At 72.4% G+C, this 26,389-nt stretch carries 24 protein-coding genes and 1 pseudogene; 11 read left to right on the forward strand and 14 right to left on the reverse strand.

Features of this window, described 5'->3' with window-relative positions; all coding sequences use genetic code 11:
• Positions 1 to 55: 55 nt before the first annotated feature.
• A complete protein-coding gene (locus AC5WRL_RS26110; protein WP_019434089.1) occupies positions 56 to 259 on the reverse strand; it encodes a cold-shock protein in 204 nt (67 codons plus the stop codon).
• A 365-nt stretch (positions 260 to 624) separates the two neighbouring features.
• Between AC5WRL_RS26110 and AC5WRL_RS26115 the strand changes: the two genes are divergently transcribed.
• On the forward strand, positions 625 to 1,959 hold the full coding sequence (locus tag AC5WRL_RS26115) for an ATP-grasp domain-containing protein (protein WP_496091124.1): 1,335 nt from the start codon (positions 625 to 627) through the stop codon (positions 1,957 to 1,959).
• A gap of 743 nt (positions 1,960 to 2,702) precedes the next feature.
• On the opposite strand, the gene AC5WRL_RS26120 is transcribed toward AC5WRL_RS26115, so the two are convergent.
• A complete protein-coding gene (locus tag AC5WRL_RS26120; protein WP_496091125.1) occupies positions 2,703 to 3,917 on the reverse strand; it encodes an RNA-guided endonuclease InsQ/TnpB family protein in 1,215 nt (404 codons plus the stop codon).
• 54 nt (positions 3,918 to 3,971) lie between these two features.
• On the opposite strand from AC5WRL_RS26120, the pseudogene tnpA reads away from it, so the two are divergent.
• Together tnpA and AC5WRL_RS26130 are read left to right on the forward strand one after the other, a co-directional pair.
• Positions 3,972 to 4,372 (forward strand): annotated as a pseudogene (tnpA, locus tag AC5WRL_RS26125) (IS200/IS605 family transposase).
• A 96-nt stretch (positions 4,373 to 4,468) separates the two neighbouring features.
• Positions 4,469 to 5,140 (forward strand): hypothetical protein, encoded by a 672-nt coding sequence (locus AC5WRL_RS26130; protein ID WP_496091126.1) that lies wholly within the window; start codon positions 4,469 to 4,471, stop codon positions 5,138 to 5,140.
• A 52-nt stretch (positions 5,141 to 5,192) separates the two neighbouring features.
• Here AC5WRL_RS26130 and AC5WRL_RS26135 read toward each other — a convergent pair whose 3' ends face one another.
• The 5 genes from AC5WRL_RS26135 to AC5WRL_RS26155 form a co-directional block, all read right to left on the reverse strand.
• Positions 5,193 to 6,110 carry a hypothetical protein gene (locus AC5WRL_RS26135; RefSeq protein ID WP_496091127.1) on the reverse strand — a complete coding sequence of 306 codons (918 nt, stop codon included), beginning with the start codon at positions 6,108 to 6,110 and terminating at the stop codon, positions 5,193 to 5,195.
• Between the two features lie 165 nt (positions 6,111 to 6,275).
• The gene (locus AC5WRL_RS26140; protein ID WP_496091128.1) at positions 6,276 to 7,073 is read right to left on the reverse strand and encodes an HpcH/HpaI aldolase family protein; all 798 of its coding nucleotides are present in this window, start codon (positions 7,071 to 7,073) and stop codon (positions 6,276 to 6,278) included.
• Positions 7,074 to 7,085: 12 nt separating this feature from the next.
• Positions 7,086 to 8,042 carry an aldo/keto reductase gene (locus AC5WRL_RS26145; RefSeq protein WP_496091129.1) on the reverse strand — a complete coding sequence of 319 codons (957 nt, stop codon included), beginning with the start codon at positions 8,040 to 8,042 and terminating at the stop codon, positions 7,086 to 7,088.
• A gap of 33 nt (positions 8,043 to 8,075) precedes the next feature.
• Positions 8,076 to 9,029, reverse strand: a complete 954-nt coding sequence (locus AC5WRL_RS26150; RefSeq protein WP_496091130.1) for a phosphoglycerate dehydrogenase — start codon at positions 9,027 to 9,029, stop codon at positions 8,076 to 8,078.
• 6 nt (positions 9,030 to 9,035) lie between these two features.
• A complete protein-coding gene (locus AC5WRL_RS26155) occupies positions 9,036 to 10,475 on the reverse strand; it encodes an Nramp family divalent metal transporter (protein WP_496091131.1) in 1,440 nt (479 codons plus the stop codon).
• A gap of 91 nt (positions 10,476 to 10,566) precedes the next feature.
• Between AC5WRL_RS26155 and AC5WRL_RS26160 the strand changes: the two genes are divergently transcribed.
• From AC5WRL_RS26160 to AC5WRL_RS26170, 3 genes are read left to right on the forward strand one after another with little or no spacing between them, the layout of a single operon-like run.
• Entirely contained in the window at positions 10,567 to 11,769 is a 1,203-nt protein-coding gene (locus AC5WRL_RS26160; protein ID WP_496091132.1) for a four-carbon acid sugar kinase family protein, read from the forward strand.
• The gene (pdxA, locus tag AC5WRL_RS26165; protein WP_496091133.1) at positions 11,766 to 12,800 is read left to right on the forward strand and encodes a 4-hydroxythreonine-4-phosphate dehydrogenase PdxA; all 1,035 of its coding nucleotides are present in this window, start codon (positions 11,766 to 11,768) and stop codon (positions 12,798 to 12,800) included. The genes AC5WRL_RS26160 and pdxA overlap by 4 nt, the downstream gene beginning before the upstream one ends.
• Before the next feature lie 33 nt (positions 12,801 to 12,833).
• Positions 12,834 to 13,619 carry a DeoR/GlpR family DNA-binding transcription regulator gene (locus AC5WRL_RS26170; RefSeq protein ID WP_496091134.1) on the forward strand — a complete coding sequence of 262 codons (786 nt, stop codon included), beginning with the start codon at positions 12,834 to 12,836 and terminating at the stop codon, positions 13,617 to 13,619.
• A 385-nt stretch (positions 13,620 to 14,004) separates the two neighbouring features.
• Here AC5WRL_RS26170 and AC5WRL_RS26175 read toward each other — a convergent pair whose 3' ends face one another.
• Complete coding sequence (locus AC5WRL_RS26175; RefSeq protein ID WP_496091135.1) at positions 14,005 to 15,036, reverse strand: LacI family DNA-binding transcriptional regulator; 1,032 nt, start codon at positions 15,034 to 15,036, stop codon at positions 14,005 to 14,007.
• A 150-nt stretch (positions 15,037 to 15,186) separates the two neighbouring features.
• Here AC5WRL_RS26175 and AC5WRL_RS26180 point away from each other — a divergent pair, with 150 nt between their 5' ends.
• From AC5WRL_RS26180 to AC5WRL_RS26200, 5 genes are read left to right on the forward strand one after another with little or no spacing between them, the layout of a single operon-like run.
• Positions 15,187 to 16,188: a zinc-dependent alcohol dehydrogenase gene (locus AC5WRL_RS26180; RefSeq protein ID WP_496091136.1), complete on the forward strand. Its 1,002-nt coding sequence runs from the start codon at positions 15,187 to 15,189 to the stop codon at positions 16,186 to 16,188.
• Positions 16,181 to 16,753 (forward strand): TRAP transporter small permease, encoded by a 573-nt coding sequence (locus AC5WRL_RS26185; protein WP_496091137.1) that lies wholly within the window; start codon positions 16,181 to 16,183, stop codon positions 16,751 to 16,753. The genes AC5WRL_RS26180 and AC5WRL_RS26185 overlap by 8 nt, the downstream gene beginning before the upstream one ends.
• Entirely contained in the window at positions 16,750 to 18,024 is a 1,275-nt protein-coding gene (locus AC5WRL_RS26190; protein ID WP_496091138.1) for a TRAP transporter large permease, read from the forward strand. Before AC5WRL_RS26185 ends, AC5WRL_RS26190 begins: the two co-directional genes overlap by 4 nt.
• 34 nt (positions 18,025 to 18,058) lie before the next feature.
• Positions 18,059 to 19,075 (forward strand): DctP family TRAP transporter solute-binding subunit, encoded by a 1,017-nt coding sequence (locus AC5WRL_RS26195; RefSeq protein ID WP_496091139.1) that lies wholly within the window; start codon positions 18,059 to 18,061, stop codon positions 19,073 to 19,075.
• Positions 19,076 to 19,089: 14 nt separating this feature from the next.
• Entirely contained in the window at positions 19,090 to 20,943 is a 1,854-nt protein-coding gene (locus AC5WRL_RS26200; protein WP_496091140.1) for a bifunctional sugar phosphate isomerase/epimerase/4-hydroxyphenylpyruvate dioxygenase family protein, read from the forward strand.
• 9 nt (positions 20,944 to 20,952) lie between these two features.
• On the opposite strand, the gene pcaDC is transcribed toward AC5WRL_RS26200, so the two are convergent.
• Genes pcaDC through AC5WRL_RS26230 form a run of 6 tightly spaced genes read right to left on the reverse strand, consistent with a single transcriptional unit; the run spans position 20,953 to position 26,231 of the window.
• Positions 20,953 to 22,092, reverse strand: coding sequence for a bifunctional 3-oxoadipate enol-lactonase/4-carboxymuconolactone decarboxylase PcaDC (pcaDC, locus tag AC5WRL_RS26205; protein ID WP_496091141.1), 1,140 nt, complete (start codon positions 22,090 to 22,092; stop codon positions 20,953 to 20,955).
• 22 nt (positions 22,093 to 22,114) lie between these two features.
• Positions 22,115 to 23,476 carry a 3-carboxy-cis,cis-muconate cycloisomerase gene (gene pcaB / locus AC5WRL_RS26210; protein WP_496091142.1) on the reverse strand — a complete coding sequence of 454 codons (1,362 nt, stop codon included), beginning with the start codon at positions 23,474 to 23,476 and terminating at the stop codon, positions 22,115 to 22,117.
• On the reverse strand, positions 23,473 to 24,012 hold the full coding sequence (gene pcaG / locus AC5WRL_RS26215) for a protocatechuate 3,4-dioxygenase subunit alpha (RefSeq protein ID WP_496091143.1): 540 nt from the start codon (positions 24,010 to 24,012) through the stop codon (positions 23,473 to 23,475). Before pcaG ends, pcaB begins: the two co-directional genes overlap by 4 nt.
• Complete coding sequence (gene pcaH / locus AC5WRL_RS26220) at positions 24,012 to 24,782, reverse strand: protocatechuate 3,4-dioxygenase subunit beta (RefSeq protein WP_496091144.1); 771 nt, start codon at positions 24,780 to 24,782, stop codon at positions 24,012 to 24,014. Before pcaH ends, pcaG begins: the two co-directional genes overlap by 1 nt.
• Positions 24,783 to 24,801: 19 nt before the next feature.
• Positions 24,802 to 25,449 carry a CoA transferase subunit B gene (locus AC5WRL_RS26225; RefSeq protein WP_496091145.1) on the reverse strand — a complete coding sequence of 216 codons (648 nt, stop codon included), beginning with the start codon at positions 25,447 to 25,449 and terminating at the stop codon, positions 24,802 to 24,804.
• Positions 25,446 to 26,231 (reverse strand): CoA transferase subunit A, encoded by a 786-nt coding sequence (locus AC5WRL_RS26230; RefSeq protein ID WP_496091146.1) that lies wholly within the window; start codon positions 26,229 to 26,231, stop codon positions 25,446 to 25,448. The genes AC5WRL_RS26225 and AC5WRL_RS26230 overlap by 4 nt, the downstream gene beginning before the upstream one ends.
• Positions 26,232 to 26,389: the final 158 nt, after the last annotated feature.

Consider the following 26,389-nt stretch of genomic DNA (forward strand, 5'->3'; position numbering starts at 1 on the left):
CGTCACACTTTACTCAGCGTGAGCTTCGTATCGTGCCGTGCCGTGACGGGGTGCGTCAGGCGGGGACGATGTTCTCCGCCTGCGGGCCCTTCTGGCCCTGCACGACGTCGAAGGTCACCTTCTGACCTTCCTGGAGCTCACGGAAGCCCTGGGTGGCGATGTTCGAGTAGTGGGCGAAGACGTCGGGGCCGCCACCCTCCTGCTCGATGAAGCCGAAACCCTTTTCCGAGTTGAACCACTTAACGGTGCCACTGGCCATGTCATATCTCCTTCGGGGCAGTACCGGCCCCCGCACCCTGCGGGAACCGTGTCGCCGCGATGATTGCCCCACCGGAGGAAAACCGGAAAAACAAAAAAGCTCCTAACCGACTCCGGAGAGTAAGCAGGAGCACTTCAAGTCTGGGAACCACAACTGCAACTAGCTCCCGAGGCTAGCACGAGGCGGGGGCGCGTCAAAGGAAAAACGAGGAGTGAGATCCAGTCACCCCGGGTAATCGCTGGGCATGTCACTCGAACGAGGTGTTTGAGGAGGAAAGTTTCGGGACCGGGGTGGACGGCAGCCGGAACGGGCCTACATTCGTCCGGCTACCGAGCGGGCCGACGAGGAAGAGGCGGGGTGAGACCGTGCTGGAAGGAGTACCGGCCGACGCGGGACTCGCCCTACTGGAACAGTTGATCGACGAGGCGGTCTGGCTGGACCGGTCACCCTTCCTCGCCCACACCTGCGGACCGGCCGCCCGTGGCTGGCTGCGACACACGGCCCTGCCCCGACAGGCCACCGCGGCGAGCACGACACCCGGCACCGCCCCCGACCCCGGCACCGCCAACCCCGCCGACCCGCGCCGCCGGGTGGCCGTCGCCTTCGCCCCCGAACACGACCCCCGCGCCGCCCACTGGGCCCGCGCCCACGGCTACCACCTGCTGGCCCCCGCCCCCGGCATCACGGCGACGGCCGACGACAAGATCGACGCCCTGCCCCTGCTCGCCGAGGCCGGCGTCCCCGTCCCCGAACACGTCCTCATCCCCGCCACCGGCCGCCGGGGCACCGCCGCCTACTGGCCCTCCCACTGGGAACACGCCGTCCTCCAGCGCCGCGAGAACACCCTGCGCGGGCGCGGCACCGTCCGCGTCACCAGCCACCCCGAACTGACCCGCGCGCTGTGCGTGTGGGAAGGCCACCGGCTCAAGCTCAGCCGCCTGGTGCCCGGCCTGCCACTCACCGTCACCGGCTGCGCCGGCGGCGACCGTACGGTGGTGTCCGCCGTCTCCCACCAGCTGGTGGGGCTGCCCGGGCTGACCCCGCACTGGGGCACCGGCTGCGGCAGCCAGCTGACCGGCCCCGCCGACCTGCCGCCCGGCGTGTACGCGGCGGCCCGCGAGGCCGCGTACCGGGTCGGGCAGGTGCTGCGCGGGCGCGGCTACCGGGGCGTGTTCGGGCTCGACCTGATCGCCGACGGCGGCTCGGTACTCGCCGTCGAGATCAACCCGCGCTTCCAGACGGCGGTCGCCCTCACCCACGCAGCCGAACAGGCCGCCGGCCTGCTGCCCGCGCTCGGGCTGCACATCCTGGCCCAGCTGCTGCCGGAACTGCCCGCCACCCGTACGGCGCACGGCCCGGTCCCGCCGCTCAGCCAGATCCTGGTGCACGCCCGGCGCGCGGCCGGACTCGGCACGGCGGACGTGCCGCCGCCCGGCCGCTACCGGCTCACGGCCGAGGGCCCGCGCGCGCTGCCCGGCGAGGATGTCGCGCTCACCGGCCTCGGGCCGGGCGAGGCGCTGTGCTGGCCCCGGGTGGCACGGGGCGGCGGCCCGGTCCGTACCGGCGACGAACTGATGCTGGTGCAGTTCAACAGCCACATCATGCCCCTCGTCCCCCGCCCCCGGCTGAGCACCGCCGCCCACAGCTGGGCGACGGGCATCAACCAGGCGCTGGGCGCTTGTTCCGACGCCGGGCCGTGACCGAAACTGGGGCGCATGCAGGGGGAACACGGGGGACACAACGAGTTCACGGGCGGCCGGGCGGAGAACGTCCTCCAGGCGAACACCATCAACGTGCACACGCCCGCACCGGCCGTTCCCCCGCCCCCGAGAATGGCCCCGGCCGCCCCCACCCGCTTTGTCGTACGGGACGGCCTCGGCCGGTCGATCACCCGGGCGCTGCGCCCGGGCGCGAGAGTGGTGCTGGCCGGCGGGGGCGGCTACGGCAAGACGGCCCTGGCCGGCTGGGCGGCACGCGGCTTCGAGGGCGGGGTGCTGTGGGCGGAACTGGGCCAGCGCCCCGGCACGGAACGCCTCGTCACCGCCCTGGCCGGCCTCACCGCGCTGCTCACCGGCGGCCGGGCGGAGACGTACGCGGATGTCCACGCGGCGGGCGCCGCCTTCCGCTCGGCGGCGGAACGGGCCGGACAGCCGCTGCTGCTGGTCGTGGACGACGCCTGGCACGCGGATGACGTACGGCCGTTCCTGGCCGAGGCCGACCGGCTGACGGTCCTGGTCACCGCCCGCCGCCCCGGACTGGTCGAGGGCACCGAGATCCGGGTGGACGCGATGAGCGACGCCGAGGCCGTCGCCCTCCTCGGGCGGGGTGACCGGGCCGAACTCCTCCCGCTGCTGGACCGGATCGGCCGCTGGCCGCTGGCGCTCGGCATGCTGCGCGGCCTGGTCAACGTGACTCCTCCGCCCCGTGAACGGGGGGCTTCTCGCTACGCCGGGTTGGCGTTGCGACGGACCAGCCCGGCCCGTAGAACGTTGGTCGCTCCGACGACGTCGGCGTGTGCCCGGTGGCCGCACGAGCGGCAGTGGAACTTTTCCTGTGCGGGCCGGTTCTCCTTGGCGGTGTGCCCGCATTCGGGGCACGTGCGGGAGGTGTTGCGGGGGTCCACGGCGATCACTTCCCGCCCGGCGCTTTCAGCCTTGGCGTTCAGGATCGTCAGGAACACCCCCCAACCGGCATCGGCGATCGAACGGTTCAGCCCGGCCTTCGCGGCGGCCCCGTTGGGCAGGAAACCGCCCGGCTTCCCGGGGTCGGGCTTCGGCGCGGGAGCCTCGCTCATGGTGCGGATCTTGAGGTCTTCGTGCGCGATGACGTCGTGTGCGCGGACCAGGTCGAGCGCGGTCTTGTGCGCGTGGTCAAGGCGTTGGCGGCGGACCTTGCCATGCAGGGCCGCGACCTTGTCCACGGCGCGCCAGTGGTTGCCGGTGCGGTCCCTCGCCTTGCGGCGCGGAAAGCGGGACAGCGCCCGCTGCGCGGCCTCCAGCCGGGCGGCGGCCTTGCGCGCGTGGCGCGGATTGGCGACATGTACACCGTGGGAGGTGGTGAGGAACGAGGCAAGGCCGAGGTCGATGCCGACTGTTGAGCCGGTCGCGGGCAGCGGCTCGGGCTGGGGCTGTTCGGCGGTGAGGACGAGGAACCACTTGCGGCCCTCGCGCCTGACCGAGACCGTCTTGACCTTGCCGGTCACCGGGCGGTGCTGGTTGACCTTCACATGCCCGACACCCTGGAAGCGGACGCGGGTGACCGGGTCGTGAGGGGTGGAGTCCCAGCGGCAGCCGTCACCGTCCCTGGGGAAGTCGACCGTGTCGAACCAGTTCACCCCACGGAAGCGCGGGTAGCCGGGCTTGTCTCCTGCTTTGATTCGGCGGAAGAACGCGGCGAACGCCTTGTCCAGCCGGCGCAACGTCGCCTGCTGGCTGGAGAAGGACCAGCGGCCCTGCCTCTCCGGGTCGAACGCCCGGATCTCCTTGAGCTGGCCGGACTGCTGCCCGTACTTCACGCTCGTCCTGGAGACGTGCCGCCAGGCGTCCCGGCGTTCCTGCAACGCACCGTTGTAGAGCGAGCAGTGATCACGCAGCATCTCGCCCAGCGCCTGCGTCTGGCGGACTGTGGGCCGCATCAGGAACTTGTACGCACGGATCACCCAGCCCACCCCCCCCCCTTTCGGCCGAACTCCCTCACCATACTCGCCCAGTGCATATCACCGCACTGGGAACAAAATTCCGATAGCTGTCGGGGCCGTCACGCCGTCCACCACTTGCACGCGCTTTGATATCCGTCACCAGGTACCGGCATGAAGTCTTCAACGACGCCATGCCGACGCGCTGCGAAGAGATGGTGCGGAACGTCTGCACCGACTTCGGCGCGGACCTGATCGAGTTCAACGGCGAAGAGGATCACGTACACCTGCTGGTGCGCTACCCGCCAAAAGTCACCCCTATTGGCCCTGGTCAACAGCTCAAGGGCGTCTCCTCCCGCTACCTGCGCCAGGAGCTCACCGACCGCGTCAACCGCTTCACCATCCACGGCGGGTTCGGGTCCGGCTCCTACTTCGCCGGGTTCTGCGGCGGTGCCCCGCTGAGGATCGTGAAGCAGTAGATCGAGCAGCAAAACGCCCGTCGTAACCTGCGAGTCAGAGCGGCCCTCTGCCCACTCAACTCCGTGATCTGGAGTCCCGACGGAGAGGATCTGGGCGTGAAGAGGGGTCCGGACGACTCGTGGGCCATTGATCCCATTGATCCAGGCACGGGAACGCTGGGCCCGACCGACCCGAACGACTACCTCCGCCGGAACCCGCCCCGGCGCAGTGACGCGGCGCTGCGGGACGCCGGAGAGTTGCGGGAGGGCGAATCGGCGTATGACGTGGTGCTGGAGTTCGCGCCGGATGACCGCACCTACGCCGTGGCCCGCGAGGGGGAACCCCTGCGGGTCGTCACCCCGGGTGGCGGTGAACGCAGGATGCGGCTGACCGGGGAACGTTGGCGGGCGTCGGATCTGTGCTTCACCCCCGCCGGGGACCGTCTCATCGCCGCCACCCGTCACAAGGGCCGGACGGCCCTCACCCTTTGGGACCTGACCGGTGCGGGGCCCGAGACGCCGGCACAGCACTGGAGCAGCCACCGCGACCCCGGCGGGGCGGAATCACCGATCGATCAGGTCTACCGCGTGGTCGCCGGTGAGAGGCATCTGGCCGTGATCGCCGATCCGGCGCTCATCGGCCTGTTCTCGCTCCCGGACCTGCGGCCGATCTGCTGGGTCCGGACGAACTCCACCCTCCTTAATGCCGCGTTCTCACCCTCCGGGCGTGAGCTGGCCGTCGTCGGGGATGCCGGGCTGTACATGTTCTCGGTCGCGCCGTCCCCCTGACGTCCGGCCCGCCCCCCGGTGGGCCGGACGTCAGGGGTGGTGCGCGGGCGGGTCAGTTCAGCGGGTCGTTCTTGATGATCGCGGAGGTGGTGACGCCCTCCGCGTAGCCGGTGTGGCCCACGCCGTAAACGGTGTCCGTGCGGGGGTCGGTGGCCAGGTCGCGGATGGTCAGTCCGTACTGGTCATCCACCGCCGGGAACCGCGCCGCCGTCCAGACGCCGGCGTCCAGCCGGATGAAGCTCCTGGAGAGGCCCACCCACACGGTGCCCTGTGAGACGCCCACACCGTGGACGTAGCCGGTGAAGCCGGTCTGCCGGTGGCTCCAGGACCGGCCGTCCCAGTGCAGATAGCCGTCCTGGGCGGCGGTGCTGAAGAGGTGGATGTCGTCGGACGCCGGCGTCACCGCTTCGTGGGCGTTGCCCTTGTACGAGGCCGGGACGGCGGCCTCCGTCCAGGTGCGGCCGTCGAAGTGGAACGCGGACGGTGTGTATTCACCGCGCTTCGGTCCGAAGATCCACAGATCATTCCCCGAGGTGCCGGTGGCGGTGGTGATCCTGATGTCCGGGGTGGTCACCCGGCTCCAGCTCGTGCCGTTGAAGCGCTGGGCCGCCCCGTTGTCGATCCGGCCGAAGGTCCATATGTCGTTCCTGGCGAAGGTGAGGACGGTCGAGGTCTCGTACTGCATGCCGGTGGGGGTGCCGTACCAAGAGGTGCCGTTCCACTGCCAGCGCAGCGGGGCGTCCCGCTGCCGGTCGAAGACGTAGAAGTCGGTGCAGGACACCCCGCCCATCGCGCTCACATCATTGCCGGCGCTCTTGGGTATGGGCGGGGCCGGGATCTCGGTCCAGTCGCTGCCGTTCCAGCAGGCGATCGGCTGGTGCTGGGTGGCGGCCAGGATGTCGCCCGAGACGGTGGTCACCGCGTCGTCGTAGCGGGTGCTCTCCCGGCTGGTCCAGGAGGTGTCGACCACCTCCCAGACACCGGGGCCGCCACGGCGGTCGGAGCCAGGAGAGCGAGCGCCGCCGTGCCGGTGAGCACGGCGAGGCCCAGAGTCTTTGCCTTCACGAACTGTCCTTCGGTCAAGCGGATGGTTCATCTGACAACTCAGAACCTACCGCCCGCCACTGACAGTCCATCAACCCCATTGACCCCGGGCGGAGGCCAAGTGGGCAGCGGCGGCCTGCTCCAGGTGGTTCAGGTCGCACGCAACCGTCGCGAAGGTGAATCCTTCCGACAGCCGCCGGGCCGCCGCCTCGCCCGTCGGGGTGTGGATGCCGGCGCCGATGTCCGCCGCCCGGGCCGCGTCCGCGACCACGCGCAGCGCGGCTTCGAATTCCTCGCTCACCGCCGGGTCGGTGGAGGTCGCCCCGCCCAGCGCGATCGTCAGATCGGAGGGGCCGATGTAGACCGCGTCGACGCCGTCCGTCGCGCAGATCTCCGCGACGTTGGCCAGCGCCTCCCGGGTCTCGATCATCACGACGCAGGCGACCTCGCGGTCGGCGACCGCCGGCGCCGGGCCGATCCGCAGCATCGACCGCATCGGCCCGTACGAGCGCACCCCGTGCGGCGGGTACCGGCAGGCGGCGACGGCCGCCGCCGCCTGCTCGGCGGTGTTGACCATCGGCACGATGACGCCGCGCGCCCCCGCGTCCAGCGACTGGCCGATCCAGAAGACGTCGTTGGCCGGCACCCGTACCATCCCGGCCGACACCCCGCGCGCGTCGATCGCGGTCAGCGCGCCGAGGATGCCCTTGTAGTCGAGCAGCCCGTGCTGCGCGTCCACGCACACGTAGTCCCAGCCCTGTCCGGCGATCCGCTCGGTGCCGACGGGGTTGTCCAGCACCACCCAGTAGCCGGTCATCGGCTCGCTCCGGGCTCGTATGCGCTGCGCGAAGTTCTCTGCGGAGCTCTTCGCGCCGTTCTCAGCGGTCATCAGGTGTTCCTTTCAGCGGTGGTACGCGGGGGATGGGCCGCGCAGGGTCTGTCCTACGGCGTCGATCCGGTCGGTCACCTCGGGCGGCAGCGGGCCGCGCCCGGCCGCCGTGATGTTGGTGCGCAGGTGGCCGAGCGTGGAGGAGCCGACGAGTACGCCGTTCACCAGCGGCCGGTCCATCAGCCAGCGCAGCGCCAGTTCGGGGAGCGGTACGCCGAGCCCGTCCGCGATGACGGTCAGTTCCGTGACGGCGGCGAACAGCTGCCGGTCCCAGTACCGTTCCCGGTACATCGCCGCCAGCCGCGAGTCGCCGAACCGCCCGTGCTCGGGCGGCTCCTCGAACCGGTGGCGGCCGGTCAGCAGCCCACCGCCCAGCGGGTTGTAGACGATGGTGGAGATCCCGGCCGACGCCGCGTACTCCGCGTACTCCTCCTCGATCCGCCGCGCGATCAGGTTGTACAGCGACTGCGAGACGCCCGGCACCGGGGCGCCGCGCCGGGCCGCCTCCGCCCGCAGTTCGGCGATGCGCCACGCGGGGTAGTTGGAGACGCCGACCTCGCGGATGAGGCCCTCGGCGGCGAGTTCGGCGAGGGCGTCGAGGGTCTCGCCGATCTCGGTGGCGCGGTCGGGCTGGTGCAGATAGAAGAGGTCGAGGTGGCCGGTGCGCAGCCGGCGCAGGCTGCCCTCGACGCTGCGGCGCAGCGCGCCCGCCGACAGCGGGGCGGCTCCGGCCGCGTCCTCGTGCGGCATGCCGGCCTTGGACGCGATCCGGAACCGGTCGCGCCGCCCGCCGGCCTCGCCCGCCAGCAACTCGCCGAGGATCTCCTCGCAGGCGCCGCCCGCGTAGACGTTGGCGGTGTCCAGCATGGTGATGCCGGCCTCTTCGGCGAGGTCGAGCATGGCGGCGGCGCCGGCCGCGTCGACGGTGTCGCCGAAGGTCATGGTGCCGAGCACCAGTTCCGCTGGCATGGACGGTTCTCCTTTACCTCTACGAAAACGTGCTTACGTGACCCGGTTCAGGGGTTCTTCGCCGCGCAGCACCCGCACGACATCGGTGGCCACCGTGGTGCCCATCGCCTCGTTGGCCTGGTGACTGTAGGCGCCGCAGTGCGGGGTGAGGACGGTGTTGGGCGCGCCGATGAGCGGGTTGCCGGCCGGGCCGGGCGGCTCGGTGGTGTACACGTCGAGGCCGGCGCCGGCCAGGTGGCCGCTGTGCAGCAGTTCGGCGAGCGCCGGTTCGTCGATGAGCCCGCCGCGCGCCGTGTTGATGACGTACGCGCCGGGGCGCAGCGCCGTGAGCGCCGCGCGGTCGAGGATGGGGCGGCCGTCGGCCGGCATCGGTACGTGCAACGTCACGATGTCGGCCGCCGCGAGCAGTCCCGGCAGGTCGGTGGTCATGGTCTCGTCGTCCATGGGCAGGTACGGGTCGTACGCCACCACCCGCATGTCGAAGCCGCGCGCCCGGCGGGCGACGGCACGCCCGATGCGTCCGTAGCCGATGATGCCGAGGGTGCGGCCGGCCAGTTCGGGGCCGAAGTACCGTCCCCAGCCGCCGCCGACCACCGAGGTGTGGCCGGGGACGAGCTGCCGCACGGTGGCGAGCAGCAGGGCGAAGGTGAGGTCGGCGACGGCCCCCGTATTCGTACCGGGCGCGTTGACGACGCGTACGCCCCTGGCGTGCGCCGCCGCGAGGTCGATGTTGTCCGTCCCCACCCCGTGCTTGGCGACCACCCGCAGCTCGGGGGCGGCGGCCAGCACCGCGTCCGTCACCGGGTCGAGGCCGGTGATCAGCCCGCGCGCGCCGGTGGCGCGCAGTTGCTCAGCCAGCTGTTCCTCGGTCAGCGGGTGGGCGTACGGCGGGGTGTGGGTGGTCACCCCGGCCTCGGTCAGCGTGGTCCAGGGCAGCCGTGCGTGCTGGCCGAAGCTGGGTGTGGTGATCAGTACCCCGATGGACATGCCGGGTCAGCCTCCGATGCTGAGGCCGAAGACCTCGCAGATGGTGTAGACGCCGAGCGCGCCGATCGACGCGCTGCTCAGTACGAGCGCGGTGGTGGTCACCTTGCCGCGCCGGAAGCGGTCCGGGACGTCCTGCCGCCGCAGGCTCCAGGCCGCGATGACGACGGCCACCAGGAACACCCCGCCGGCGATGCCGCCGATCTGCACCATCAGCACGGGCGACTGGATCCACAGGTACGAGGCGCCCCACAGCGGTGGCAGGGCGACCGTCAGGATACGGATGGTGCGCAGCCGTACTTTCGGGTCGCTCCAGTCGATGACGCCGAGCAGCCCGAGGGTGTTGGTCCACAGCCGGGGCACGCTCGCGGTGGAGCCGATGAGGGTGGAGAACAGCACCGCGATCGCACCGATGAGGAAGATGTAGTGCGACCACTCGCCGAGCGTATCCGTGTAAAGCCGGGAAAGGGTGGTGATCATCTCGTTGCCCTTGGGCACGAGGTTCTGGGGGTGCAGGATGGCGGCGCCGATGATGTAGAAGGACAGCGTGCACACGGTGCACACCGCCCACGCGATGAGCGCGTCGATGCGCATCACCCGGATCCAGCCCTCGGCGCGGCGCGCCCGCTCCTCCGTGCCGTCGTCGGGGCCGGTCCAGCGCGCGTACCCCTTCTCCAGGCACCAGTACGTGTACGTCGTCATCTCGTCCGCGCCGACGCCGGTGATGCCGAACATGGCGACGGCGAAGCCGAGCGAGCCGGCCGGGATGGCGAAGGACAGGCCGGAGAGCAGGTCGGCGCCGCCGTAGGCGAAGTCGCTGCCGGGGAGGGAGAGCGCGAGGCCGACCGTGATGAGGGTGAAGATCACCACGGCGATGAACGCGGCGCGCTCGACGTGTCCGTACCGCCCCGAGTACATGAGGCCCACGGCCGCCGCGACGACGAGGACGGTCCAGATGGTGAGGGAGGTGGTGCCGAGCGCGTCGCCGCCGATGGGGAGCAGGATGCTGAACGCCGCGGCGGTGCCGCCGATGATGCCGCCGCGTTGCAGCATCTTGGCGAAGTCCATGAGGATCCAGAGCCAGTTGATGGCTCCGACGCGGCCGATGCGCGGGCCGACCTGGGCGTAGCCGGCGAGGGCGGTGCGGCCGGTGAGGATGGTCCAGCGGGCGAGTTCGATCTGGACCCAGACCTTGACCAGCGCGCTGATGATGACGAGCCAGAGCAGCGCGAACCCGGCCTGGGCGCCGAGGGCGGTGGTGGTGATGAGCTCGCCGGAGCCGACGACGGCGGCGGAGAGGATCATGCCGGGGCCGAGGCGGCGCAGGGTGCCGCGCAGGTCGGTGGGCGGGGCCTGGACGTCGCCGGGGGAGAGCCGGTACGGGTCGTCCTCCGCTGCCGGTTCCGGGCGTTGGGGTCTGTCCCGTGGTTCTGTGTCGACCGTCTTCATCGTCGGTTCTCCCTCGCACGCACTTTGCGTATTGCGAGCGAAACGGTGACACGATTGCGCGCAACACGCAAGACTCGGTACGGTGACGACTATGCAATATCGCAGGGCGTTGCTGGTTGCTGACGATCTCAGTGGCGCGGCGGACAGTGGCATCGGGTTTGCGTTGCGCGGAATGCGCAGCAAGATGGTGCTGCGCGCGGATGGCGCGGACACCGACGGCCGGGACGCCGACGTGCTGGTGACCGACACCGACAGCCGCTACGCCGACCCCGGCACGGCCGGGCGGCGGGTGGCCCGGGCGCTGCGCCGGTACGGGGACGGGCGGCTGGTCTTCAAGAAGCTCGACTCCACGCTGCGCGGCCCGGTGGCCGCCGAACTGGAGGCGGTCCGCCGGTACGGGAGCGGCCCGGTGCTCATCTGCGCGCCCGCCTCACCCGCCACCGGCCGCACCGTCGTGGACGGCGTGGTGCGGGTGGACGGCGTCCCGCTGCACACCACCGACGCCTGGCGCGCGGAACGTACCGCCACCCCGCCCCGTACGATCGCCGCCGCGCTGGCGCCGGTGCCGACCGCGCCCGTGCCGCTGGCGGTGGTGCGCGGACCGCGCGCGCAGCTGATCGCGCGCCTGTCCGAGTGCGGTTCGAGCGGGCGGGTGGCGGTGTGCGACGCCGTAACGGACGCCGATCTGCGCGCCGTCGCCGATGCCGGGCTCGCGCTGCCCCGCCCCGCGCTGTGGGCGGGCGCCGCCGGACTGGCGCACGCGCTGGCGGCGGCATGGTCCGGCGGCACCGAACCGCCCGCCCCGCCCCGTACCCCCGAGGGCCCGGTGCTGGCCGTCGTCGGCAGCGCCAGCGCCGTCTCCGGGCGGCAGGCGGACGCCCTCGCCCGCCGCCTCCCGCACACCCTCGCCCTCCCCGTCGGCACCATCCTCAACACCCCGCCCGCCGCGCACGCCGAGCGGCTCCGCGACCTCCTCCGTACCGGCGACACCCTGCTCCGGATCACTCCGGACGGCCCCATCGACCCCACCCTCGCCCGCGAACTCGTCGACCGGCTCGGCCGGATCGCCGCCCCCGCCGCCGCCCACGCCGGGCGGCTCCTGCTCACCGGCGGCGAAACAGCGCGCGCCGTACTCACCCACTCCGGCGTGCACGCCCTCGAACTGCTCGCCGAACCCGCCCCCTCCGTCGTCCTCGCCACCACCGGCGGCCCGAACCCCCGCCACGTCATCACCAAGGCCGGCGCCTTCGGCACCCCGGACACCCTCGCCCGCCTCCTGGAGGAAACCCCATGAGCACCCAGACCCGCCTCCCCCTCGTCGCCGTCACCATGGGCGACGGCGCCGGCATCGGCCCCGAAGTCATCGTGCGCGGACTGACCGAGCCCGAGATCCACACCCTGTGCCGCCCCGTCGTCATCGGCGACGCCGCCCGGCTCGTCCACGCCGCCCGCATCTGCGGCCTGGAGCCGGACGCCGTCACCATCCGCACGGTCGGCTCCCCCGCCGACGCCGACCCCTCCCCCGGCGTCATCGACGTCATCGACCTCGGACTCCTCCCCGCCGACCTCCCCTTCGGCGCGCTGTCCCCGATCGCCGGCGAGGCCGCGTACCGGTACGTCGAACGCGCCGCCGCGCTCGCCGTCGCCGGCGAGGTCCAGGCGATCTGCACCGCGCCCCTCAACAAGGAGGCCCTGCACGCCGCCGGTCACCGTTTCCCCGGCCACACCGAACTGCTCGCGCACCTCACCGGGGTCGAGGAGGTGTCCATGATGCTCGCCACCGAGAAGGTGAAGGTCATCCATGTCACCACCCACATCGGGCTGATCGACGCCATCGAGCGCATCGACCCCGGCCTGGTGGAGCGCACCGTGCGGCGCGGCCACCGCACCATCGTCGACTCCGGCGTGCCCGAGCCCCGGATCGCGGTGTGCGGCATCAACCCGCACGCCGGCGAGAACGGCCTGTTCGGGCGCGGCGAGGAGGAGGAGAAGATCGTTCCGGCGATCGAGGCGCTGCGCGCGGACGGCATCGACGCCAGGGGGCCGCTGCCGGCCGACACGGTATTCTTTGTCGCCGGACGCGGCGACTACGACCTGGTGGTGGCGATGTATCACGATCAGGGGCACGGTCCGGTCAAGATCCTCGGCCTGGAGGCCGGGGTCAACATCACCGTCGGCCTTCCGGTGATCCGCACCTCCGTGGACCATGGCACCGCATTCGACATCGCCGGCACCGGCACCGCCGACGCGGGCAGCATCGTCGAGGCCCTGCGGCAGGCCGCCCGCCTCGCACCGGCGGCGCCCACCCCCACCCCCGCCGGCTGAGCCGCACTGAGCTGAAGGGACGGTCGAACACCCATGCCGCCGAACCCCCGCCCCCGGGCCGGTGAACGCCGCGAGCTGATCGTCCGTACGGTCTCCGCCGACGGCACCGTCACCGTGGAGGAACTGGCCCGCACCCTCGGCGTCACCCCCTCTACCATCCGCCGCGATCTGGCACTGCTCACCGAACGCGGCACCATCGCCCGCACCTACGGGGGCGCGATCACCGCCGAGCACGTACCGGAGCAGTCGCTCGGGCAGCGCACCGGGCTCGCCGTCGCCCAGAAGGAACGCATCGCCGCCTGGGCTGCGGGCCGCATCGCGCCCGGCGACACGGTGATCCTGGACGCCGGCACCACCACCGGGCGCCTCGCCCGCCTGCTGCGCGCCCACACCGAACTCACCGTCGTCACCAACTCCCTCACCGCCCTCGCCGAGCTGAACGACTCCCCCGGCTTGGACGTCATCTCGCTCGGTGGCCAGTTGCGGCAGGTCAGCCAGGCGTACGTGGGACCGCTGACCGAACTGGCGCTGTCCCGGCTGAGCGCCGACAAGGTGTTCCTCGGCGCGGACGGCATCGACGCCGAACGCGGCATCTGCGAGGCGAGCTTCCAGCAGACGGCGCTCAAGGAGCTGATGGCGGAACGCTCCACGGAGGTGTACATCCTCGCGGACAGCAGCAAGCTGGGCGAGTCCCCGTTCACCGCCTGGGCCCCGACACCGCTGCGCCGCCCCTGGACCCTGGTCACCGACACCGCCGCCACCCCGGCCCAACTGGCCCCGTTCCACGCCCTCCCCACGGCGACGGTCATCACGGTCTGACCGGTGTCCGTTCCCCCCATCAGGCTTCCGCGCCCCGGGCCGGGCGATGCTGCCGGCGAACAGGAACAGCGGGATGAAGGTGGTGACGGCGATCAGGGCCGCGGCCGAGCCGCCCACCGGGGGACGGGAGCCGTCCGGGCCCGCCACCGTCCGTACCTCCCTGACCAGGGCCTGTGCCGCGTCGGACACCGGGGCAGGCTGCTCACCAGGATGATCCGCTCCGCGTCGGGGTGACCCGGGCCCGGGTTGCCGGGCGCGGTCGCGGCGGAGTCGCCGCCGGAGAACGTACCCGCGCCGGTCTCAACCCGTACGACGCCGGGCGGGGCGGCCAGTTCGAGCCCGTACGGGGCCGGCCCGGCCGCGCTGCGGCGCCCCCTTCACACCGTCAGCCCTTCGCCCACGCCGTGGGATCGCGGCGGGCCGGTCCTGTGGAGGCGCGGACGATCAGGTGGGAGGGCAGCACCACCTGGGGGGTGGGACCGGACGACCAGGCCATGTCGCGCATGCCGAGCAGCAGATCGACGGCCAGCCGGCCGGCCTCGCTGAAGGGGCCACCCAGGGTGGTGAGGGTGGGCGAGCAGAAGTCCGCGCCGAAGATGTCGTCGTAGCCCACCACGCTGATGTCCGCCGGCACCCGTACGCCCCGCTCCGCGTACCGGCGCAGCATCCCGATCGCGAGCAGGTCGTTGTGGGCGATGGCCGCGGTGGCGCCGGCCGCCAGGGCGGCGTCCGCCGCGGCGGGGCCGCCGAGCACCGCGGGCGGGAACGGGCCGAGCCGGGCCGCCGACATCCCCAGCTCCCGGGCGGCGGAGTCCACCACCCGCCAGCGCTGGGCGGCCAGCCACGACCGGCGGGGTCCGGCGAGGTAGACGACGGAGGTGTGGCCGAGCGAGGCCAGGTGCTCGACGATCTGCCGGGTGCCGTCGTCGTGGTCGACGATGACACTGGTCACGCCCTCCACCTGCCGGTTGACCAGGGTCAGCCGGTGGTTGGCCGCCAGGTCCTGGATGCGGTCGTCCGGCATCCGGGACGCGGCGATGACGAATCCGTCCACGGAGGAGCCGAGCCGTTCGACGTTGCGGACCTCCAGATCGGGTGATTCCTCGGTGTCCCCGACGATCAGGGTGCAGCCCGCCGCGCGGGTCTGCGCCTCCGCGCCCCGGATGACGCCGAAGAAGTGCGGATTGGTGATGTCGGAGACGCACAGCGCCACGGTGTCCGTGCGTCCCGAGGGCAGCGCCCGCGCCAGCGGGTTGGTCCGGTAGCCCAGCCGTTGTGCGGTCGCGAGGATGTGCTCGCGCGTCCGGGCGTTCACCCGGCCGGGAGAGGACATCGCCCGGGACACGGTGGAGGTGGCGACGCCCGCTTCCCGTGCCACGTCGTAGATCGTCGGTTGTCTGCTGTTCCGCCGTGCCATCGCCGCTCCCGGCCTGGTCGGGTTTTCTGCTGGATCCTGCGCCCGATGGCAACTTTTGGCAACCGCTTGCCGCTTGATTGAGGCGCATTTATCGTCATCGACACGTTCCGGCCGTGTGGCGGGCTCCCCCGAGGTGAGAGGAACTGGCCGATGAAGGCTCTCGTCTTGACGCGGCCTCGACAAGTCGAGGCCGTCGGTGACTGGCCGGAACCCGAACCCGGCCCGGGCGAAGTCCTGGTGACGGTCCGGGCCGTGGGACTGTGCGGTTCCGATCTGAGCCTCCACGACGGACACCGGGCCACGCCGTACCTGCCCTGGGTCATGGGACACGAGGGCGGCGGTGTGATCACCGCCGTCGGTCCCGGCGTCACCGGCCGGCAGCCCGGTCAGCGGGTGGTGATCGAGCCGAACTTCGGCTGCGCCGACTGCCCGGCGTGCCGGGCGGGACACACCTCGGCGTGCGGTCGGCGGCGGAGCGTGGGCATCAACATCCCAGGACTGCTCAGGGAACGGGTGGTGGTGCCGGCCCGCTTCGCCTGGCCGGTTCCGGCGTCCGTCTCCGATCAGGCCCTGGTGTGCGTCGAGCCGCTGACGGTGGCCCGCTCCGCGCTGCGCCGCTCGGGCGTGGGCCACGGTGACACCTGCCTGGTCGTCGGCGCGGGCTCGCAGGGCCTCTTCCTGTGTCAGGCGCTGCTCGCGGCCGGGGTACGGGTGCGGGTCACCGAGCCGCACGAGGGCAGGGCCGCCCTCGCCGGGAGCATCGGCGCCGAGCCGATCGACGCCGCCGTGGCGCGGGACGTTCCGGTGGTGTTCGACACGGTGGGCAGCCCGGCGGCCTGGGAGACATCGGTACGGGCGGCCGGTACGGGCGGCACCATCGTGATGATCGGCATGGACACGCAGCCGGTGCCGCTGTCCACGATGGAGCTGACCCGGCGCCAACTGGTGGTCCGGGGCTCCCTCATCTACGACCATCCGCGCGATTTCGCCGAGACGGTCGCGGCCGTCGCGGACGGCAGCCTGGACCCCACCCGGGTCCTGAACGCCGCCGCCGCCCCGGCCGGCGCCGCCGATGCCTTCGCGCGGGCGCGGACGGCACCCGGGAAGTCCTGGATCGACCTGAGCGGTTGGCAGGTGGGCTCCGATGGCTGACCCCATCCCCCCGGCGGGCCGCCGGCGGCCCGCCGTGATCCGGGGGCTGTCGACGGCGGAGGCCGTCCTCGGCGGCCTGCTGCTCGCCGTGATCTTCGTCCTGGTGCTGACCCAGGCCGTTCAGCGGTATCTGCCCGGTGGCGGGTGGGTGTGGACCGGTGAACTGGCCCGGTACAGCCTGGTGTGGATGACCTTCGCCATGTCGGGTCATCTGATGGCCAGGGACGGCCATGTGACGCTCAAGGTGATCGACACCGTCGTCCGGGGCCGGCTCCTGCGGCTGGTGGTCGTCTTCGCCAACACCATGGTCGCCATCATCTGCCTCAATCTCGCCTACGAGGCGTACGCCCTGGTGACATCCGGCTCGACACAGGTGTCTTCGGCCATGGGCATGCCACTCCAGTGGCTCTATGTCATCCCCCTGGCCGGGCTGCTGCTGACCGCCGTGCGCTCGGTGGTGGCGGTCTTCTGGCCGGAGCCGGAAACCGACGGTGACAGCGGGCCGGACGCCGGGCCCCACGCCGGGACAGCGGGCGGAACGGACACGGAAAGGCCCTCCGCATGAACATGCTGCTGCTCGCCCTGGCGATCCTCGGGCTGCTCGCGCTGCGCGTTCCCGTCGCCTTCGCCCTGCTCGGCCCCTCGCTCACCTATCTGACGCTCAACGGCAACTCGCTCGGCCTGAGCGTGCGCCAGGTCACCGGGTCCATCGACAGTTTCCCGCTGCTGGCGGTGCCGCTGTTCATCCTGGTCGGGGTGGTCGCGAACCACGCCCGTATCGCCGACCGGCTCTTCGACTTCGCCCTGGCGCTGATCGGCCGGGTCAAAGGCAGCCTCGGATACATCAACATCGGTGTCAGCGTCGGCTTCTCGTGGATGAGCGGGTCCGCACTCGCCGACGCCGCCGGGCTCGGCAAGGTCGAGATCCCCGCGATGGTCCGCCGGGGCTACCCCAAGCGCTTCGCCGTGGGCATCTCCGCCGCGTCCAGCCTGATCGGCCCGGTCATGCCGCCGAGCATTCCGGCGGTGGTCTACGCGGGCATCGCCGCCGTGTCGACGGGGGCGCTGTTCGCCGCGTCCGTCGTGCCCGCCTTCCTGATGGCCGGCGGACTGGCGATCGCCGTCTTCGTCTGGACCCGCGGCCGGCCGGATCTCCAGGGCCAGCCGTTCGACTGGGGCCGGCTGCGGCAGGCATCGGTACGGGTCATCGGGCCGCTGGGCGCTCCGGTGATCATCCTCGGCGGCATCCTGGGCGGACTGTTCACCCCCACCGAGGCTGCCGCCGCTGCCGCCGCCTACGTGTTGCTCCTGGGCTTCTCCTACGGAACGCTGCGGCTGCGCGATCTGGGCCGAATAGCCCGCGAAACGGCGTCGACCACGGCCTCGATCATGCTGATCATCGGCGCCTCCGGGCTGCTGGGCTGGATCCTCGCCCGCGAGCGCGTCCCCAGCACGGTCGCCGAGCTGATGCGGGGCCTGACCGACAGCCCGATCGTCTTCCTGCTCCTGGTCAACCTGCTGCTGATCTTCCTCGGAGCCATCCTGGAGGGCATCTCCGTCCTGGTGATCACGGTCCCGATCCTGCTCCCGATCGCCACGGAGTTCGGCATCGACCCGCTGCACTTCGGCGTCATCACCATCGTCAATCTGATGATCGGCCTGCTGACGCCGCCGATCGGCGCGGTGCTCTTCGTCATGAGCCCCGTCTCCGGCATGCCGGTGCACGAGGTGTTCCGCGGCACGGCTCCGTTCCTGATCCCGCTGGGCGCCGTGCTGGCGCTGGTGACCTTCTTCCCGGCCACCGCCACCTTCCTGCCCGGACTGCTCGGTTTCTGACCACCCCATCCACTCAACGCCGAGAGGAACCCCCGTGCAGAGCACCGCACACCGCATCCGGATCACGGCCGTCCTGGCCGCCACCACCGTCCTGGCCGCCGGCTGCGTCGCGGCCGGTGGCGGCGGCACCGCCGGCGACACCGTCACGCTGTCCTTCACCAACAGCTACACCACCCACCACCCGCACACCCGGTGCGGCATCCAGGCGGTGGCCGACGATGTCAACGGCCAGGAACTCGGCCTCGACATCCAGACCTTCCCCAACAGCGAGCTGGGCGACGACTCCTCCCGGTTCACCTCCCTGATGGAGGGCGACATCGACATGGATGTGCAGGGCTCCTCGGCCCTCGCCCAGGCGTACGACCCGGTCGGCGTCTTCGACATGGCGTACGCCTTCGACGGTCCCGACCACCTCTTCGCGTTCTTCGACAGCCCCACCGGCGAGGCGCTGAAGGAGGACTTCGCCGAGGCGACCGGCGCCCGGGTGCTCGACGTGTGGTACTTCGGCATGCGGCACTTCTCCGCCAACCGGGCCATCAGGGAGCCGGGCGACCTCTCCGGCCTGCGGATCCGCTTCCCCGACTCCGCGGTCTATCTGGAGAACGCCAGGGCGCTGGGGGCGAACGCCACCGCCGTCGCCTTCGAGGAGGTCTATCTGAGCCTGCAACAGGGCATCGTCGACGGCCAGGAGAACCCCATCCCCACCATCTCGGAGCTGAGCCTCGACGAGGTGCAGAGCCATGTCAGCCTCTCCGGCCACCAGACCGGCTCCCAGCTGATCGTCATCAACGAGAACCGCTGGCAGGAACTCTCCGCCGGACAGCAGGAGGCGCTGCGCACGGCGCTCGCCGACGCCAGGACCGCCAACCGCGCGTGCGTCGAGAGCGACGAGGCCGACATCCTGGACGAGTGGGCGGAGCGGGGCACCCCGACCGTGGTCGAGGACGTGGACCGGGCGGCCTTCTCCCGGCGGGCCGAGGAGTACTTCACCCGCACGCTCTCCGGCGAACGGCGTGAACTCTACGACGCCGTACGCGCGTCGGCCGAGTGAGAAGGGCGGCGAAGATGCGCAGGTCCATCGCCACGGTGTGCCTGTCCGGCACGCTGGAGGACAAGCTGGACGCGGCGGCAGCCGCCGGATTCGACGGGGTCGAGATCTTCGAGAACGACCTCATCGCCTCGCCCTGGGCCCCCGAACGGGTCCGGAGCCACTGCGAGGAACGCGGCCTTTCCATCGATCTGTACCAGCCGTTCCGGGACTTCGAGGCGGTCGGCCCGGAGCACTTCCGGCGCAATCTGCGGCGCGCCGAGCGCAAGTTCGACGTGATGCGCCGGCTGGGTACGGACACCGTGCTGGTGTGCTCGTCGGTCTCGCCGGACGCGGTGGACGACGACGACCTCGCCGCCGGGCAACTGCGCGCCCTGGCGCGGCGAGCGCGGGAGCACGGCCTCCGGGTGGCCTACGAGGCGCTGGCCTGGGGCCGTTTCGTCCACACCTGGGAGCACGCCGCCGCCATCGTCCGGCGCGCCGACCACCCGGCGCTCGGCCTGTGCCTGGACAGCTTCCACGTACTGTCCCGGGGCGGGGACATCGCGGGTGTCGCGGACTTCCCGGCCGAGAAGCTGTTCTTCCTGCAACTGGCCGACGCGCCCCGGCTGGACATGGGCGTGCTCCAGTGGAGCAGGCACTACCGGCTCTTCCCCGGCCAGGGGAGCTTCGACCTGCCCGCGTTCACCGGTCATGTGCTCCGTGCCGGCTACACCGGGCCGCTGTCCCTGGAGGTCTTCAACGACGTGTTCCGCCAGTCGGCCCCGGACCGGGCGGCGATCGACGCGATGCGTTCGCTGATCGCCCTGGAGGAACAACTGGCGCCGCGCCCACCGGGACCGCGCCCGGTACCGGCGCCTGCCCCGCCACCGGCGCCGGAACTCGCCGGATACGCCTTCGCCGAACTCTCCGTCACCCGGGACTCCGCCCCGGAGATCTCCCGGGCCCTCGCCGCCATGGGCTTCGCCCACCTCGGACAGCACCGCTCCAAACCGGTGGAACTGTGGCAGCAGGACGCCGCCCGCGTCCTGCTCCACCACGGCCCGGGGGACCGTACGGCGGTCAGCGCGCTGGCGGTCGAAACCGCCGACCCCACCCGCTCCGCCCAGCGCGCCGGGGCACTGCTGGCGCCCCCGCTGCCCCGTACCCCGGGACCGGCCGAGGCGGAGCTGACCGCGGTCGCCGCCCCCGACGCCACCTCGGTGTTCTTCTGCCGCACCGGCGCCGGGGACCGTACCAGCTGGCTCGCCGACTTCATCCTCACCGGCACCGGGCACACCGCGCCGGCCGGCCTGACCCGGATCGACCACATCGCGCTGGCGCAGCCCTTCGACTCCTTCGACGAGGCCACCCTCTTCTACCGCTCGCTGCTGGGCCTGGACCCCCAGCACGACGCCGAGTACGCGGCCCCGTTCGGCCTGGTGCGCAGCCGCGCGGTCTGCGATCCGGCCCGGCGGGTCCGTATCGTCCTGGACGGGACGGTGCTGCGCCGGGGCGACTGGGTGCCCGGGGTCCCCGACCCGCAGCACATCGCCTTCGCCACCGACGACATCTTCGGCTGCGCCCGCGCGATGCTGGAGCGCGGCGCACCGCTGCTCGCCGTCTCGGACAACTACTACGAGGATCTCGACGCCCGGCTGGGCCCGGAGCTGGAGCCGGAGACGCTGGCCGCCATGCGCGCCTGCCGGGTGCTCTACGACCGCGACGAGCGGGGCGAGTTCTTCCATCTGTACACCGAAGTGCTCGGCTCGCGGGTCTTCTTCGAGGTGGTGCAGCGGGTGGGCGGCTATGCCGGCCACGGCGCGGTCAACGCCCCGGTCCTGATGGCGGCCCAGCGCGCCGCGCGGCACGGCCGCTCCCGCTCGCGGTGACCGCCGCGCTCACGCCACGGCCCCGTCTCCCGTCTCGTCCTCCTCCGCCAGGACCCGCCGCGCCACCGCGAACGCGGAGTTCGCCGCCGGGACACCGCAGTAGACGGCGGTCTGGAGCAGCACCGCCCGGATCTCCTCCGGGCTCAGCCCGTTGCGGAGGGCGGCCCGCACATGCAGCGCCAGTTCCTCGTGGTGCTGATGGGCCACCAGGGCGGTGAGCGTCACCATGCTCCGCTCGCGGCGCGAGAGGGTCGGATCGGTCCAGATCTCCCCCCACGCGTAACGGGAGATGAGGTCCTGGAAGGGCGCCGTGAACGCGGTCTGCGCCGCCTGGGCGCGGTCCACGTGCGCGTCACCGAGCACCTGTCGCCGTACCGCCATGCCCCGCCGCGCCCCGTCGTCCCCGGTGAGGTGGGCGCGCAGGGCCGCCAGTACGGCCCCGGGCCGCTGGGCCGGGGCCAGATGGGAGGCGCCGGGCAGCTCGGTGAGGGTGGCCTGCGGGACGGCGTCGGCGATCTCCCGCAGCTGGGCGGGGGGTGTCGCGGGGTCCTCGCGGCCCGCGATGAGCAGGGTGGGCGCGGTGATGGCGGAGAGCCGCCCGGTGAGGTCGAAGGCGGCCAGCGCGTCACAGCAGGCGGCGTACGCCCCCGGGTCGGCGGCACGGTGGTCGGCCACCAGCTCGGGTACGGTGAAGCCCGCCGTGAACCAGCGGGAGTCGGCGGTGTCGGCGAGCGCGCCGAGCCCTTCGCGGCGTACCAGGGCGGCCCGCTCCCGCCACATCGCGGCGTTCCCGAAGTGCGCGGAGGAGCAGATCACCGCGAGGGAAGTCACCCGCTCGGGGTGGTGGGCGGCGAGATGCAGCCCGACCGCCCCGCCGAGGGAGACCCCGGCGTAGGCGAAGCGGCCGATGCCCAGGGAGTCGGCGAGGTCGAGTACGAGTCCGGCCAGCCGGCCGACCGTGGCGCCGGGGCCGATCAGGCCGGCGGGTGAACCGCCGTGCCCGGGCAGGTCCCAGCGGATGACCCGGTGGGTGACGGAGAGTTCGGGTGCCACCCCGTCCCACAGCGCGGTGGAGGTGCCGAGCGAGGGGCCGAGCAGCAGCGGGGGCGCGGTGGTCGGGCCCTCGGCGCGGTGGTGCGGCACATGCATGGTGAGGTCTCCCGGCGAAGGGTCAGCGGCGCTCCAGGGCACGGTCGGTGAGGGTCCGGGCCGCGCCGAGGTAGTGGGTGGGGTCGGTGAGGGCGGCGAGGGCGGCGGCGTCGATTCCCGCGCCCCGGAGTCGGGGCTCCTCGGCGAGCAGGTCGGACAGGGCGCGCCGCTCGGTGCGGCTGCGCAGGGCGAGTTCGCGGATGAGGTCCGCCGCCCCGGCCCGTCCCAGCGCCGGGGCGAGGGCGGCGGCCAGCCGTTCGGAGACGATCAGCCCGCCGGTCAGCCGCAGGTGTTCCCGCATGGCGCCGGCGTCGATCCGCAGTCCCCCGGTGAGGTCGGCGGCGTCCCGGGCCGCGCCGCCGACGAGCCGGAGCAGGTCCCGCAGCGGCTCCCACTCGGCGTGCCAGGCGCCGGCCGGGCGTTCGTCCTCGGCCGCCATCGAGGCGTGGAGGCCGGCGGCGAGGTACGGGGCGCGCCGCGCCGCCGCGGCGATGAGCGTGGCACGGACCGGATTCGTCTTGTGCGGCATCGCGGAGGAGGCGCCGGCCGTGCCCGCTGCCCCTTCCGCGATTTCGGCGATCTCGGTGCGGGCGAGGCTGAGGACATCGGCGGCCGTCTTGCCCAGCGCCCCGGCGGTGAACGCCAGGACGCCCGCGAGGTCGGCGACCGGGGTGCGCAGCGTGTGCCAGGGCAGCACCGGCCGTACCAGCCCGGTCTCCTGGGCGTAGGCGGCGAGCAGTGGTATCCCGGTGCCGGTGCCGCCGTACGCCTCGTACCCGGCCAGCGTCCCCGCCGCGCCGCCGAGCTGGACGGGCAGGGACGCCCGTACCCGCAGAACGCGATCACGCGCGTCCAGGACCAGTGACCGCCAGCCGGCCGCCTTCAGGCCGAAGGTGGTGGGCACCGCGTGCTGGGTGAGGGTGCGGCCGGGCAGCACGGTGTCCCGGTGCCGGGTGGCCAGCGTGGCCAGCGCGCGTTCCGTGCGGGCGAGGTCGGCCAGCGCCGGATCCAGCGCGCGGATGGCGACCAGCATCAGGGCCGTGTCCAGGATGTCCTGGCTGGTCGCGCCCCGGTGGACGTAGGGCCGGTACGGTGCGGGGACCTTGGCGGTCAGTTCGGCGACCAGCGGGATGACGGGGTTGCCGCCCGAGCGGGCGGCCAGGGCCAGCGCGCGGATGTCGAAGCCGCCCGCGTCGTCGGCCACCGCGGTGACGGCGCGGGCCGCCTCGGCCGGGGCCTGTCCCAGGGCCGCCTGGGCGCGGATGAGCGCGGACTCCGCGTCGAGCAGGGCCCGCAGCACCGCCGGGTCCCCGGTCGCGGCCTCGGCCGGGGAGCCGGCCCGTCCGGGGGCGAGCAGGCCGCCGTCGGACCCCGGGGCGGTCACGGGAACTCCAGGAAGACCGTTTCGCCTTCCCCCTGGAGGCGGATGTCGAAACGGTGGACGCGCAGCCGCTCCGGCTGGGCGAGGAGGGTGGCCCGGCGCTCCGCGGCGAGCGAGTCGAGCAGTGGATCGCTGCCGTCGCGCAGATACGCCCGGGTGAAGAGGTGGTGGAGCAGACCGCGGGCGAAGACACAGACGCTGAGGTAGGGCGGCCCGCTGTTCCCGGGTTCCAGGGTGAACAGGGCGTAGTGGCCTTCGGCGTCGGTGGCGACCCGGCCGAATCCCGTGAAGCCGACGCCGTCGCGGCGCAGGGAGCCCGGAGCGCCGGTGCGCGAGCCGTCCGGTGCGGCCTGCCAGAACTCCAGGATCGCGTCCGGGACCGGGACGCCCGCGCCGTCGAACACCTGGCCGTGCAGGGTGATCTGGTCCGGGTGGCCGGGCGGGGCGATCCGTTCGCCGCCGGGGAACGGCAGGGCGTACCCGTAGAACGGCCCGACGGTGTGCGAAGGAGTGGGCAGCGGGGGCCGGGGCGCGGACATCAGCGGCCCTCCTCGGCCCAGGTGGCGGCTGGGCCGTCGAGGACGATGTCCCATCGGTAGCCGAGTGACCGTCCGGGCCGGGAGCGGCCGTGGTCGTAGACGGCGATCAGCCGGTCGCGGGCGGCCCGGTCGGTGACCGATCGCAGGATCGGGTCGTACCCGAGCAGCGGGTCGTTGGGGAAGTACATCTGTGTCACCAGGCGTTGGGTGAACGCCGTGCCGAACACGGAGAAGTGGAGGTGCGCCGGGCGCCAGGCGTTGCTGTGGTTGCGCCAGGGATAGGCGCCGGGCTTGATGGTGGTGAAGGTGTAGTGGCCGTCGTCGTCGGTGAGGGTGCGGCCGGCGCCGGTGAAGTTCGGGTCGAGCGGGGCCGGGTGCCGGTCGCCCTGATGGGCGTAACGGCCGGCGGCGTTGGCCTGCCACAGCTCGATGAGCTGGCCGCGCACCGGCCGTCCGGCGCGGTCCAGCAGGCGCCCGGAGACGGTGATCCGTTCCCCCAGGGGCTCGCCCGGGTGCCGGCGGGTGAGGTCGTTGTCGGTCTCGGTGACATCGGTCGGGCCGAAGACCGGCCCGGCCAGTTCCACCGCCTCCGGGTCACCGCCGTTGACGGTGACCAGCGGCTGGCGGGGGTGGCGCAGCAGGGTGCCGCGGTACGGGGGGTAATCGCGGGCGGGGTGGTGGCGTGGGGCGGTGCCGGCGGCCAGTTCGGCGTCGTAGGCGTGCTGGAGGCCGGCGATCTCGGCGTCGATGTCGGACTGGGTGAGTGCCATCGGAATCCTCCGGGTCGGGTCACCGCTCGTGGCCGGCGGGGACGTGGACAGCGGCGGCGGTTCTGGCCAGGATCTCCCCGACGTCCACCTCCGGGGCGGTCTCGACGAGCGTCAGCCCCGCCGCCGTGACGTCCAGAACGCCGAGTTCGGTGATGATCCGGTTGACGCAGCGCCGCCCGGTCAGCGGCAGGGTGCACTCCTCCACGATCTTCGGGCTGCCGTCCTTGGCGGTGTGCGTCATCGTCACGATGACGGTCCTGGCGCCGTGGATCAGGTCCATCGCGCCGCCGATGCCGGTGATCAGCTTCCCGGGGACGGCCCAGTTGGCGAGATCGCCGCGGGCCGAGACCTGGAGGGCGCCGAGGACGGCGACATCGATGTGGCCGCCGCGGATCATCCCGAAGGAGAGCGCGGAGTCACAACAGGACGCGCCGGGGAGGAGGGTCACGGTCTCCTTGCCGGCGTTGATCAGGTCGGGGTCGATCCGGTCCTCGTCCGGGTAGGGGCCGGTGCCCAGGACGCCGTTCTCCGAGTGGAGGACGACCTCGACGTCCTCGGGGAGATGGCCGGGGATCAGCGTGGGGAGTCCGATGCCGAGATTGACGTACTGGCCGTCCCGCAGCTCCCGTGCGGCTCGCGCGGCCATCTGCTCCCGGGTCCAGGTCATCGGGTGCCCGCCGCCTTCCGGGCCGCCGGGGTGGCGGTGGTACGCCGTTCGATTCCCTTGTCGCGGGCCTGTTCCGGGGTGAGGGCCAGTACCCGCTGGACGAAGATGCCGGGCAGTTGCACGGTGTCCGGGTCGATGTCGCCCGGCTCCACCAGTTCCTCGACCTCGGCGACGGCGGTCCGCCCGGCCATCGCCGCCAGCGGGTTGAAGTTCCGGCTCGACCGGTGGAAGACGAGGTTTCCGTGCCGGTCGCCCCGGGCGGCGCGGACCAGCGCGAAGTCGGCGCGGATGGCGTGCTCCAGGACGTACTCGGCCTCGTCGAACGTCCGTATCTCCTTGGGTGGGGAGGCGACGGCGACGCCGCCCTGTCCGTCGTAGCGCCACGGCAGGCCGCCCTCGGCGACCTGGGTGCCGACGCCCGCCGGGGTGTAGAAGCCGGGTATGCCGCAGCCGCCGGCCCGCAGCCGCTCGGCGAGCGTGCCCTGCGGGATCAGCTCCACCTCCAGTTCCCCGGCGAGGTACTGGCGGGCGAACTCCTTGTTGGCGCCGATGTATGAGCCGGTGACGCGGCTGATGCGGTGGGCCGCCAGTAGCACGGCCAGACCGGAGTCCAGCGCCCCGCAGTTGTTGGACACCACGCGCAGGTCCGTCACGCCCCGCTCGTACAGGGCCTGGATGAGGACGTTCGGCACCCCGCACAGGCCGAAGCCGCCGACCGCGAGCGAGGCGCCGTCCCGGACATCGGCCACCGCCTCGGCGGCGGTGGCGACCACTTTGTCCATGCGGGGATCTCCGTATCGCGCGGGGGCCGGGGAAATTAGTCAGTGCACTGAGCATTTCCTTCGACCGCTCATGCTGACAGCGGCACCCTCCTGCGTCAATACCGGGCGCCGAGGGGCCGGGGGTATCGTTCAAGGCCGTTCAAGTGCGCCAACGAATG

The organism is Streptomyces sp. NTD107 (genome assembly GCF_059510435.1).

Bases quoted from the DNA above. Each gene is read 5' to 3' on its own strand.
- AC5WRL_RS26110 (WP_019434089.1), bottom strand. From the start codon at position 259: ATGGCCAGTGGCACCGTTAAGTGGTTCAACTCGGAAAAGGGTTTCGGC.
- AC5WRL_RS26140 (WP_496091128.1), bottom strand. From the start codon at position 7,073: ATGACCGCTGAGAACGGCGCGAAGAGCTCCGCAGAGAACTTCGCGCAG.
- AC5WRL_RS26145 (WP_496091129.1), bottom strand. From the start codon at position 8,042: ATGCCAGCGGAACTGGTGCTCGGCACCATGACCTTCGGCGACACCGTC.
- AC5WRL_RS26150 (WP_496091130.1), bottom strand. From the start codon at position 9,029: ATGTCCATCGGGGTACTGATCACCACACCCAGCTTCGGCCAGCACGCA.
- AC5WRL_RS26155 (WP_496091131.1), bottom strand. From the start codon at position 10,475: ATGAAGACGGTCGACACAGAACCACGGGACAGACCCCAACGCCCGGAA.
- AC5WRL_RS26160 (WP_496091132.1), top strand. From the start codon at position 10,567: ATGCAATATCGCAGGGCGTTGCTGGTTGCTGACGATCTCAGTGGCGCG.
- pdxA (WP_496091133.1), top strand. From the start codon at position 11,766: ATGAGCACCCAGACCCGCCTCCCCCTCGTCGCCGTCACCATGGGCGAC.
- AC5WRL_RS26170 (WP_496091134.1), top strand. From the start codon at position 12,834: ATGCCGCCGAACCCCCGCCCCCGGGCCGGTGAACGCCGCGAGCTGATC.
- AC5WRL_RS26175 (WP_496091135.1), bottom strand. From the start codon at position 15,036: ATGGCACGGCGGAACAGCAGACAACCGACGATCTACGACGTGGCACGG.
- AC5WRL_RS26180 (WP_496091136.1), top strand. From the start codon at position 15,187: ATGAAGGCTCTCGTCTTGACGCGGCCTCGACAAGTCGAGGCCGTCGGT.
- AC5WRL_RS26185 (WP_496091137.1), top strand. From the start codon at position 16,181: ATGGCTGACCCCATCCCCCCGGCGGGCCGCCGGCGGCCCGCCGTGATC.
- AC5WRL_RS26190 (WP_496091138.1), top strand. From the start codon at position 16,750: ATGAACATGCTGCTGCTCGCCCTGGCGATCCTCGGGCTGCTCGCGCTG.
- AC5WRL_RS26200 (WP_496091140.1), top strand. From the start codon at position 19,090: ATGCGCAGGTCCATCGCCACGGTGTGCCTGTCCGGCACGCTGGAGGAC.
- pcaDC (WP_496091141.1), bottom strand. From the start codon at position 22,092: ATGCATGTGCCGCACCACCGCGCCGAGGGCCCGACCACCGCGCCCCCG.
- pcaG (WP_496091143.1), bottom strand. From the start codon at position 24,012: ATGTCCGCGCCCCGGCCCCCGCTGCCCACTCCTTCGCACACCGTCGGG.
- pcaH (WP_496091144.1), bottom strand. From the start codon at position 24,782: ATGGCACTCACCCAGTCCGACATCGACGCCGAGATCGCCGGCCTCCAG.
- AC5WRL_RS26225 (WP_496091145.1), bottom strand. From the start codon at position 25,449: ATGACCTGGACCCGGGAGCAGATGGCCGCGCGAGCCGCACGGGAGCTG.
- AC5WRL_RS26230 (WP_496091146.1), bottom strand. From the start codon at position 26,231: ATGGACAAAGTGGTCGCCACCGCCGCCGAGGCGGTGGCCGATGTCCGG.